The 10,887-nt window shown below is 51.4% G+C and carries 11 protein-coding genes and 1 pseudogene; 3 read left to right on the forward strand and 9 right to left on the reverse strand.

The window, feature by feature from the left end; genetic code table 11:
* Nucleotides 1–34 precede the first annotated feature (34 nt).
* The 7 genes and pseudogenes from HVX72_RS11505 to HVX72_RS11535 all read right to left on the reverse strand — a co-directional run bounded on the left by HVX72_RS11505 (nucleotide 35) and on the right by HVX72_RS11535 (nucleotide 6,790).
* The gene (locus tag HVX72_RS11505; protein ID WP_181821401.1) at nucleotides 35–682 is read right to left on the reverse strand and encodes a YdhW family putative oxidoreductase system protein; all 648 of its coding nucleotides are present in this window, start codon (nucleotides 680–682) and stop codon (nucleotides 35–37) included.
* Nucleotides 683–692: 10 nt separating this feature from the next.
* On the reverse strand, nucleotides 693–2,795 hold the full coding sequence (locus HVX72_RS11510; protein WP_042282735.1) for an aldehyde ferredoxin oxidoreductase: 2,103 nt from the start codon (nucleotides 2,793–2,795) through the stop codon (nucleotides 693–695).
* Between the two features lie 77 nt (nucleotides 2,796–2,872).
* A pseudogene (locus tag HVX72_RS11515) lies at nucleotides 2,873–3,502 on the reverse strand (ferredoxin-like protein); the annotation flags it as partial.
* Nucleotides 3,503–3,906: 404 nt separating this feature from the next.
* The gene (gene fumD / locus HVX72_RS11520) at nucleotides 3,907–4,116 is read right to left on the reverse strand and encodes a fumarate hydratase FumD (RefSeq protein ID WP_042282732.1); all 210 of its coding nucleotides are present in this window, start codon (nucleotides 4,114–4,116) and stop codon (nucleotides 3,907–3,909) included.
* Between the two features lie 158 nt (nucleotides 4,117–4,274).
* Nucleotides 4,275–5,087, reverse strand: coding sequence for a MetQ/NlpA family ABC transporter substrate-binding protein (locus HVX72_RS11525; RefSeq protein WP_060569686.1), 813 nt, complete (start codon nucleotides 5,085–5,087; stop codon nucleotides 4,275–4,277).
* A 19-nt stretch (nucleotides 5,088–5,106) separates the two neighbouring features.
* Nucleotides 5,107–5,775, reverse strand: coding sequence for a methionine ABC transporter permease (locus tag HVX72_RS11530; RefSeq protein ID WP_181821403.1), 669 nt, complete (start codon nucleotides 5,773–5,775; stop codon nucleotides 5,107–5,109).
* Nucleotides 5,768–6,790, reverse strand: coding sequence for an ATP-binding cassette domain-containing protein (locus HVX72_RS11535; protein ID WP_181821404.1), 1,023 nt, complete (start codon nucleotides 6,788–6,790; stop codon nucleotides 5,768–5,770). The genes HVX72_RS11530 and HVX72_RS11535 overlap by 8 nt, the downstream gene beginning before the upstream one ends.
* A 321-nt stretch (nucleotides 6,791–7,111) precedes the next feature.
* On the opposite strand from HVX72_RS11535, the gene HVX72_RS22195 reads away from it, so the two are divergent.
* The 3 genes from HVX72_RS22195 (at nucleotide 7,112) to lpp (ending at nucleotide 9,272) form a co-directional block, all read left to right on the forward strand.
* Nucleotides 7,112–7,306: a hypothetical protein gene (locus HVX72_RS22195; RefSeq protein WP_248316086.1), complete on the forward strand. Its 195-nt coding sequence runs from the start codon at nucleotides 7,112–7,114 to the stop codon at nucleotides 7,304–7,306.
* Nucleotides 7,307–7,313: 7 nt separating this feature from the next.
* Nucleotides 7,314–8,726 (forward strand): pyruvate kinase PykF, encoded by a 1,413-nt coding sequence (gene pykF, locus HVX72_RS11540; protein WP_042282731.1) that lies wholly within the window; start codon nucleotides 7,314–7,316, stop codon nucleotides 8,724–8,726.
* 309 nt (nucleotides 8,727–9,035) lie between these two features.
* Complete coding sequence (gene lpp / locus HVX72_RS11545) at nucleotides 9,036–9,272, forward strand: murein lipoprotein Lpp (RefSeq protein ID WP_001082307.1); 237 nt, start codon at nucleotides 9,036–9,038, stop codon at nucleotides 9,270–9,272.
* Nucleotides 9,273–9,340: 68 nt separating this feature from the next.
* On the opposite strand, the gene HVX72_RS11550 is transcribed toward lpp, so the two are convergent.
* Entirely contained in the window at nucleotides 9,341–10,336 is a 996-nt protein-coding gene (locus HVX72_RS11550; protein WP_181821405.1) for a L,D-transpeptidase family protein, read from the reverse strand.
* Nucleotides 10,337–10,467: 131 nt separating this feature from the next.
* Nucleotides 10,468–10,884, reverse strand: coding sequence for a cysteine desulfuration protein SufE (gene sufE, locus HVX72_RS11555; RefSeq protein ID WP_042282726.1), 417 nt, complete (start codon nucleotides 10,882–10,884; stop codon nucleotides 10,468–10,470).
* Nucleotides 10,885–10,887: the final 3 nt, after the last annotated feature.

A 10,887-nucleotide genomic window follows, 5' to 3' on the forward strand; every position in this document is an offset into this window, starting at 1 on the left:
TGCGGTGGTCGCCCTCGCCACGCTATCCATGAATTCAGGGATTCTGAAACCGTTCAACTTCCAGCCATTCGCACAACCCATAGGCTTTGCCATAACGCATATAGCGCTCGCTAAAGAGATACGGAACGCCGTTGGATGACGTCACCGGGCGAATATCGGCATAGTCGGGATGTGTTTCGATCGCCGCCAGCGCGGCGGCGATCTGCGCAGACTCGAAGTGGTAAGGCGACTGTTCCAGCATAGCGACCTTGTACGGGCGCGGATACGTCTGACATTCAAAACGCACCGCCTGAGCGATTGCCCGACAAAGATCCTTTTCCAGCACCTGCACACACATGTCGGCATAGTTGGCGCTCATGCTGTCCGTTGAGTAGAAATAAACCTCCTGGGCGCCGTGCACACACGCGATATCCGCGCCCACCTCCCCCTCAACGAGAGCGGCCAATAATGGCGCAAGCTCGGCTTCTTCCATCGAATACGGCGGCTGTAGAAACAGTGCGCGCGCCACAAGCTGTCCTGCCGCCGTATGCTGGCGAATAAAATCAGCCATTATCTCTGCGGGGCTTGCCGGTTCAACAGGCGCACTATCCGCGTCATGCAAACGTAGCGCCTGCAGCCACTGCCGTTTTTCGAGATCCACGTCCGTCGTCGCTTCCGCGCCGACTTCCTCCAGATGGCTCATAAGGCTTTCCTTACGCTGGCAGCAAATTCTGCGCGGCCAGGTCAGCCGCCACGTCATCCAGTCCAAGCCGAATCAACGTGTCACGCGTTGGGCAACCCAGCTCAGGATCCCAGCCCATTTCCTGATAAAACAGGGTTAGCGACTCGCGCATATCGTCTCGATCCATCTTATCGGTGCCTTCAGTAAAGACCGGAATAGCCGGGTCTTTGTCGAATACCCATGAACAAATAAGATCGTGTTCGTTGCGCATATCTTTGGTCTGCATCAGTTTCACCGTGTATGCCCGATGCAACGTAAAGATACGTTCAGCGGCCAGATCGAGGCTTGCCTGGGTGGTTTCGTCACCGGTTACCGCCTGAAAGAATTTCGCTTCCAGATCCAGATCGCCCCGGTAGTTACGGCTTTTCAGCGGCGATACCGTCATCGGCCAGACCCAGTTACAGAGCGTGACAGCGTTATGAAGACAGACCTTCAGCAGGGTCCATTTGGCGTAACGGATTTTAGCCGGGTTAATCGGCGTATAATTTTTGGTTTCGTCGTAAGCATCTTCAGAGCCGAACAGCTCTGCCGCCACCTCTCGCTGAAGTTTCAACGGCAAACCGGAGCCAATAAAATTAATGTGCGTATGGGTCATGCAGTCGCGGTTGAACATGCAATTAGTAATCGCTCCGACCTGAGCGGAGGCTTCGTTAGCGTGATGTACCGGATACCCAAACGGGGACCACAGTTTGTTTTTCGCATAACCCCAGTATTCCTCGCCCAGTTGCCAACGCTCTGCGATGGCATATGAACCATCCGCGAGATGACTGAGTTCGCCGACACGGTGAGCCAGACGATAATAAAAATCCTTGATGAAATGAGGATCGCCCGCCTCCAGTTGATCCCACGGAATTGACGCATATTCTTCGGCAGGTAATACGCGTTTAAAGACCCCTTTGCTGTAGCAGTAGGTAAAATCACGGTGCAGCTGGCCGTAGTTGCACCAGATACCGTAGTCATCGAACAGGTTCAGGCCAATAAGATTTCCGATGACGCGCCCATCGTCTTTGTCCTCAAAATCCTTCGGTCCGTTCGGAAAAATGGTGGTGTGCACAAAGTTTGCCACGCAGGTGTTGCCGCCGGTGCTCGGTACGCCGAAATCTTTCACCCGGGGAATATTCATCTGCGTCATGCAGCGGATTGGACAGGAGTGACAGCCGCTCATTTTGACGGTGTATTTTTCTGCGGCCGGACCCAGATCGAAGACGGATTTGTAGGTACGGAAACCGACGGTATTTTGATTCCCCGGGGGAATTTCGCCTGTCTCGATAGGCCCGCCTTCGGCGGCCCCCCAGTAAAGCCCCTTCCTCGCCGTCCAGCGCGAGGCTGGAGAAGAATATTCCGCCCACGCTTGCGGAGTGCTTGGTACAACGTGGTTGTTATTCGCGCCAATCAGTTCCGTCATCATATAATCGTTCAGACGTTTCATCTCTTTGCGATCGGCGATATTTACCCCTTTTGTGCCCTCAACCGCAATGGCTTTCAGGTTCTTCGATCCCATGATCGCCCCGGTTCCGGCGCCGCCGCTATGGTTGCGGCTGTTAAGCATGCAAGAGAGCGGAACGAGGTTTTCACCTGCCTGGCCAATTGCCGCCACGCAGGTTTCCGCGGAGGTCATGCGGCAAATTTCTTCGGTGGTCGCGCGAGTGCCTTTCCCCCATAAAAAATCGGCTTTCTCGATCGTCACCTTTTCGTCTTTGATATTAATCCACACAGGAGACGCCGCCTTGCCCTCGATAATAATGGCGTCATAACCGGCAAATTTCATTTGCGCCGCAAAAAAGCCCCCCATATGGGCATCAACAACCAAGTTTCCCTTAGTGAAAGTGGAAAGCGATGTGATATTCACGCGAGAGCTACAGGGCGCTCCGGAACCGGTTAACGGTCCCGTCGCAAATACCAGTTTATTACTTTCGTCAAAAGGCTTCGTACCCGGAGGCACTTCGTCATACATTATCTTATAGCCGAAGCCCATTCCGCCGATGAATTTTTTAAATTTACTGGAATCTTCAAGGGTAATATCGCCTGTAGTAAGATTGACCCGTAAAATATTACCTGTCCAACCGTTAGCCATAATGTTTTCCTTTGTAAGACTCAAACAGTAATATCTTTCCACTCAATGATTTTTAATGCCCCGGTCGGGCAGGCATTGGCGCATTCACCGCATAAAATGCATTTTGACGATTTTTTCGTTTCGCTATTGACGGTGGCCATCATCCAGGGACAAGCGGTGGTGCAAGCGCTACAGCCAATACAACGTCGATGATCAACAGCAATGCAGCCGTCTTTCTGCTGCCAGGTGATCGCCCCGACAGGACAAACCTTCATGCATTGTGGATCTTTACATTGGCGACAGGTATCCGGTGTATAGTTCAGATCGCCATACAGGCCGCCGCCGGAACCGACACCCTCATCACCGAAGAAATAATTCCGGTGAATTTTGATGCGGGAAAAGAAGGTCCCCACCGCGCCATCGTTATAATTGGTGCAGGAAATTTCACAGCGGTGACAGCCGGTACAACGCGCACGCTGCGTCACCAGTACTCCTTTCGGCGTGTTAATCAACCCGACGGTGCCGCTGTCCACATCTTCCTGCTTACAGCCAAAAAGCGACAGCAGCGCTGGGGCAATGGTTAGCCCCGCCAGACCTTTTCCCGTCAAACGCAAGAATTCCAGCCGCGTTAAACCTGGATTTAATATTGGACGATCAACCTGGTTCATTAATTTCGCATCCTCTTCGTAAACGCAGTGTTGACAACCGTAACCAGGCCAATTTCTCATACGTCAAACAGCGCCCTGACGTTGTCTCCCACAGCTGAAGTTCCTGCCATAACCGAATCGAATAAATGACATGATTTAATGCAAACTTACTAATCCTTTAGGGTTAGGCGAAATAAATAATGGGTTTATTCGGTATGTATAACTTTGATCGTTATCAACTAAATTGGGGAAGGGAAATAATAAAAAAGAAGTGATATTTATTCTCATTTAGATGAGATGAAGCGGCATTTCATTATTTTCAAATTAATTGTGAAGCTGTTCCCAATATTAACTCTGACAGCCAAAAATAGCGTTATGCTCAGTTTAAACGTTGACGCATTATATTCTTGACATTCGATACAGTATTGCTGCTTAAAATTTCCAGTAATTTTGATAAGGGATGCCGCCATCCCTTATTATATAGATTATCCTGCCAGCGCGTTGATCACCGTTTCCATAGCCCGTTTTTCCAGTTCAGAGCGTTGAATACGCTGATTAGCCAGTGAGGTACGTAAAACACCGGCGATGACAATATGCTTCGGTTCTTGACCCAGATCGCGCATTTCCAGCACCACTTTTCCCACGACTCTGCACATCTCCCGGTACAGTTCATCATCTTTTGTCAGGTTTCCCATTTTTGTCTCTCCGTTGCAGGCTACATGCTTACAGCATATAACACCTGACGAATGAAGACAAAAAGCTAAAGAAAATCAATTAACTAACCGGATCACTATTCCGGCATCCGCCAGGGTCTGCACAGACCGTTAATGGCGGATGCCGATCGGAGACATTTTTACTGATTAACCGGAATCACCGCGCCTTTGTACTTCGTGCGGATCCAGTCCTGAATCTCTTTCGAATGAAGTACATTAACCAGCGCCACGATATCTTTTTTCTTCTCGTCGCCGCGATGTACAGTAATGATGTTGGCGTAGGGGTTATTTTCGCCGCTTTCCACGGCGATCGGATCGTGGACCGGATCCAGACCTGCATCAATAGCGTAATTTGCATTGATAACCACCGCGTCACCCTCATCATTGTTATACATCTGCGGCAGCAGCGCGGCTTCAACGTTAGGCAGGAATGTCAGCTTTTTGGGGTTCTCCACGATATCACTGATACGCGCACTGACCTTATCCACACCCGGCTTCAACTTTATAACGCCTTCTTTTTCGAAGATTGACAGAATACGCCCTTCTTCCGATACCGCGTCACGCATAATGATTTTGCCGCCTTCCGGCAGTTCCTTCAGCGTTTTGACCTTTTTTGAATAAATCCCAATCGGCTCAATGTGAATAGCACCGGCGCTAACGAAGTCGTAGGTTTTATCATCCGCATGGTCCTTCAGGACGCTGTTAAGGTAAGGAACATGCTGGAAGTAATTGGCGTCAATTTCGCGCCCGGCCAGCGCGGTATTTGGCAGGATATAATCCTGAAACGGTTTGATCTCTAATTCGATGCCTTGTTTAGCCAGAATCGGCTTCGCCTGTTCGAGAATTTCAGCATGTGGCACGTTAGATGCCCCAACGGTCAGGGTTTCCGCCCAGGACGCAAAGCTCATAGCGCTCAGGGTGGCTGCAGCCAGTAATGTCAGCGATTTTTTCATGATGAGGGTTTCCGTATTTTTAGCGTTTATCTAACAGAGAAGTGATCACATCGCCGCAAAACTGAATTATGAAGACGATTGCCAGAATGGTAATCGTCGCCACCAGCGTGACGTCGTTGTGGTTGCGCTGGAATCCTTCCAGATAAGCGAGATTCCCTAAACCACCAGCCCCAATCACCCCAGCCATCGCGCTATAGCTAACCAGCGCGATCAGCGTCACGGTGATACCTGACACCAGAGCGGGTGATGATTCAGGCAGCAAAACCCGAAAAATGAGCGTACTCAAACGCGCTCCCATTGAACGCGTTGCTTCAATCACCCCTTTGTCCACTTCGCGCAGCGCAATTTCGACCAGGCGGGCATAAAACGGCGCGGCGCCGACGATCAGTGCAGGCAGCGCGGCGTTTGCGCCAAGAATAGTACCAATCAGTGCCTTCGTGACGGGGATCAGCAGGACGATCAGAATGATGAACGGGATTGAGCGAAAAATATTCACCACCAGTGAAATGATGCTATACAGCGCGCGGTTTTGAAAAAGCCCGCCGCGAGCCGTTAAGAACAGCGCCAGACCCAACAGGAGTCCAAGCGCAAAGGTCGCAATGCCGGAAAGCGCGGTCATATAGAGCGTCTCCAGGGTGGCGGCAAAAAGTTGCTCCCATTTCAGATGCGGAAACAGTGTCTCAGTCATTTTGAATGACCTCACCTTCAATGCCGCTGTTTTGCAGATCGGTCAGGATATTCGCCAGTTGCTCCCCGGAAGCCGCCACGTGCAGCCACAGTTGTCCAAATACGCCGTGCGCCGTCTGCGTCATCTTTCCGTGCAGGATATTAAACGGCAAACCATAACGCAGGGTCAGCTCGCCGACGATGGGTTGATGGGTGCTGTGCCCGGTAAACGTGAGTTTAATGACCGTACCGCCCAACCCACCTGCCAGTTGGGGATTAAAGGTTTTTTCATCAGCGTACTGCCCTACCTGACGGACAAACTGACGGGTAATGGGTCGCTGCGGGTGAGTAAATACGCTGAGTACGTCACCTTCCTCCACCACGTTGCCGTTCTCCATTACCGCGACGCGATCGCAGATTTTGCGCACCACATGCATTTCATGGGTAATAAGGACAATCGTTAGCCTGAAGCGACGGTTAATATCGAGTAACAGTTCCAGAATCTGGTCGGTGGTCTGCGGGTCGAGCGCGGAAGTCGCTTCATCGCACAGCAGAACGTCCGGATTGTTTGCTAACGCGCGTGCAATACCGACCCGCTGCTTTTGACCACCGCTGAGCTGTGACGGATAGGCATTTTCTCGCCCGGCCAGCCCTACCAGCGCAATCAGTTCAGCCACTCGCGCCTTGATTTTGGCTTTTGGCGCACCCGCAATTTGCATTGAAAATGCGATGTTTTCACTGACGGTGCGCGACCACAGCAGATTAAAATGCTGAAACACCATACTGATTTTAAGGCGTGCCTGGCGCAAGGCTTCACCGCTGGCGGCGGAAATATCATGACCGTTAATCGTCACGCTGCCGGTCGTGGGTTTTTCCAGCCCATTCAACAGGCGTATCAGCGTGCTTTTCCCGGCGCCGCTGTAACCAATAATGCCGTAAATTTGCCCCTGTTCGACCTTCAGATTAACGTTATCGACAGCGGTAATAGTTTGCCTGCCTGGCGTAAACACTTTTGAGATATTTTTCAGGACAATCATAAGGTTCCGGTATCCGCTGCGGAGAATGGTTTTCCCGACAACGTGTTCGCTATTTAGCAGTATGGATGTCCAAACGAGTGTAGTGAGGCCGCTAATAAATTGAAATGAATAAAAAAGAATTTGGTTATAACCAGGAGGAATATCTCATTGTTGCGCAACTGAACCATAAATTGCGCGAATGATTTTGGGCATTACGTTTCCTTTAAATACAGTTTGTTGTGAAACTGCCCAGATGTATTTTGAAACGCTGTTTTCATTTTCCTTTTTGGAAAAAAACAGCGTATAATGCGCGCCAACTGTCTCTTGAATGGTTTCAGCACATTGGCCTGTAAAACTCAGCGTACACAAAACGTCCCTTTCCGTTGGGCTGAAACACAAGCACACATTCCTCTGCACGCTTTTTCGATGTCACCTATCCTTAGAGCGAGGCACCACCACTTTCGTAATACCGGTTTCGCTTCCTGGCGGTGCGCGCCGGAAGCCAGCTTCCCATATCCTTCTCAACTTAAAGACTAAGACTGTCATGAAAAAGACGAAAATTGTTTGCACCATCGGCCCGAAAACCGAATCTGAAGAGATGTTAACCAAAATGCTGGACGCGGGCATGAACGTCATGCGTCTGAACTTCTCTCACGGTGATTATGCAGAACACGGTCAGCGTATCCAGAACCTGCGCAACGTCATGAGTAAAACCGGCAAGAAAGCCGCGATTTTGCTGGATACCAAAGGTCCGGAAATCCGTACCATCAAGCTGGAAGGCGGCAACGACGTGTCCCTGAAAGCAGGCCAGACCTTCACTTTTACCACCGACAAATCCGTTGTGGGTAACAGCGAAATCGTCGCTGTAACTTACGAAGGTTTCACCGCTGACCTCGCCGTCGGCAACACCGTACTGGTCGACGACGGTCTGATCGGCATGGAAGTGACCGCCATCGAAGGCAACAAAGTGATTTGTAAAGTGCTGAACAACGGCGACCTGGGCGAGAACAAAGGCGTAAACCTGCCGGGCGTCTCTATCGCCCTGCCAGCCCTGGCGGAAAAAGATAAACAGGATCTGATCTTCGGCTGCGAGCAAGGCGTTGACTTCGTTGCCGCATCCTTTATCCGTAAGCGCTCTGACGTGGTTGAGATTCGTGAGCACCTGAAAGCGCACGGCGGCGAAAACATCCAGATCATCTCCAAAATTGAAAACCAGGAAGGCCTGAACAACTTCGACGAAATCCTCGAAGCGTCCGACGGCATCATGGTTGCCCGTGGCGACCTTGGCGTAGAAATCCCGGTCGAAGAAGTGATCTTCGCGCAGAAGATGATGATCGAAAAATGTATCCGCGCGCGTAAAGTGGTGATCACCGCGACGCAAATGCTCGACTCCATGATCAAAAACCCACGCCCAACCCGCGCAGAAGCTGGCGATGTGGCGAACGCCATCCTCGACGGAACCGATGCCGTCATGCTGTCCGGCGAATCCGCGAAAGGCAAATACCCGCTGGAAGCGGTCTCTATCATGGCGACCATCTGCGAGCGTACCGACCGCGTGATGACCAGCCGTCTGGACTTCAACAACGACAGCCGTAAGCTGCGCATCACTGAAGCCGTGTGCCGTGGTGCTGTTGAAACCGCTGAAAAACTGGAAGCGCCGCTGATCGTGGTCGCGACCCAGGGCGGTAAATCTGCACGCGCCGTACGTAAGTACTTCCCGGATGCGACCATCCTGGCGCTGACCACCAATGAAGTGACCGCGCGTCAGTTAGTGCTCAGTAAAGGCGTTGTGCCGCAACTAGTCAAAGAAATCAATTCTACGGATGATTTCTACCGCCTGGGTAAAGAAGTTGCCCAACAGAGCGGTCTGGCACAGAAAGGCGACGTGGTCGTGATGGTTTCTGGCGCGCTGGTTCCGAGCGGCACCACTAACACCGCCTCTGTTCACGTGCTGTAATAATTCCTGAATGAATTAATTGGTTTAAAAAAGCGCCCTCGCGGCGCTTTTTTTATTTCATCAATAGCCGCTATTAATAAAAAAGCAAATCGGATTTCACTATCTAATTGCCGATTATCTAAGACGAATCCGATGGAAGCAGCCTGTTTTCCCTCAGTTTTTTAGATACATTCCGACATTTCGATGCTTCTTTGAGCGAACGATCAAAAATAAGCATCTTCTCATCAAAAAAATATTCTCAACCTAAAAAACTTTGTGTAATACTTGTAACGCTACATGGAGATTAACTCAATCTAGAGGGTATTAATAATGAATCGTACTAAACTGGTACTGGGCGCGGTAATCCTGGGTTCTACTCTGCTGGCTGGTTGCTCCAGCAACGCTAAAATCGATCAGCTGTCTTCTGACGTTCAGACTCTGAACGCTAAAGTTGACCAGCTGAGCAACGACGTGAACGCAATGCGTTCCGACGTTCAGGCTGCTAAAGACGACGCAGCTCGCGCTAACCAGCGTCTGGACAACCAGGCTACTAAATACCGTAAGTAATAGTACCTGCGTAATAAAAATGGCGCACATTGTGCGCCATTTTTTTTGCCCTTCGTTTGCCTTTCCTGCTACTGCGTTTGCGTTTCTTGCGTTAACCCACCATTCTGCGCTGACTGTACCACGGGGGTTGCCGCCACCGCTGGCGTCTGTCCGGAAGAAACGGCTACCGGATACCCGGCGCGCCGATACAATGCTTTGTCCACCAGCGTATTGTCGACCTCTTTCATCGCTTTGAACTGGGTGAAACCGGCAGGCAGAACATACGGCATGGTCTGCACATTCTGTTCCTCTTCCGGCGACAGCGGTCGGTGAACTTCAACATACCGCATACCGTTCGGCTCAACGGCGTATTTCACCGGCTCGTTGATGACCTTAACCGGCGTTCCGGTTCGTACGGAAGCGAACAGCGCTTTAATGTCTGGCGCATTCATACGAATACAGCCGGAGCTGACGCGCAGCCCGACGCTGTCCGGCTGGCTGGTGCCATGGATAAGGTATTCACCGTTTCCATGCGCCAGACGCAGCGCAAAGCGTCCAAGCGGGTTATTCGGCCCGGCAGGGACGACCGCAGGCAGGGTTATTCCCCGCTCAAGAGATCGCTTGCGGATGCCCGCTGTCGGCGTCCACGTCGGGTTCGGTATTTTCTGCCCTACCCGCGTTTCCATCACCGGCGTTTCCAGCCCCTCCAGACCAATACCGATAGGATAGACCTGCACGATATTTTCCCCCGGCGGATAATAGTACAGACGTAGCTCTGCGAGATTCACGATGATCCCTTCACGCGGCGCGTCGGGCAGCAGCATTTGCGACGGGATAGTGATTAACGTACCGGGTTTCGGCACCGGAGCGATGGTATTGTTTGCCTCCAGAATGAGCATCGCGGCGGTATCAAAGCGACGGGCGATGGCCTGGAGATTTTTATCCCCCGCCTGCACCGTATACGTTTGATTATGACCAATGAGACGACTTCCTGCCGGCGGCAGTGGATAATCCACCGCCCAGGCAGCCTGTAAAGCACTGTAAGCGCCGATAAGCATAAGTGTTAATAAAGACGCGCGTTTCATATGTCACCCCCCTGGCGTTGATGCCGGACGGCAGTGAATGCCGCATCCGGACTACGAGGCTCGCGAACCTGCAAGCCTGACAAGACGCACCTGCGTCCTGTCAGGTATTTTACAGCGTGCGTCTGTTAAGTTTAGCTAAGAGTTGCAGCTTTCGTGCGAATCGCGCGGATCATCGCTTCAAGCCCCTGGGAGCGGGACGGGGTGAGATGTTGGGTGAGCGCCATTTTTTCGAACCACGGGCGGACATCAAAATTAACAATATCCTGCGGCGTCATCTGGTGATACAAAATAAACACCACCGCAATCAGCCCCTTTACGATGGCCGCATCGCTGTCGCCCTCAAGCTCAATCACTCCCTGCCCGTTCTGGCGCATCACAATCCAGACCTGGCTCTGACAGCCCTCAATTTTATTATCAGCAACGCGATCGTTTTCAGACAGCATCGGTAGTCGCTGACCCAGCTCGATAATATACAGGTACTTTTCTTCCCAGTTCGCGCAACGTTGAAAATTACGTAATAGCTTCTCTTTATCCGGCAACGCGGCCATAGT

The organism is Citrobacter sp. RHB21-C05 (assembly GCF_013889015.1).
Lineage (GTDB): Bacteria > Pseudomonadota > Gammaproteobacteria > Enterobacterales > Enterobacteriaceae > Citrobacter_A > Citrobacter_A sedlakii.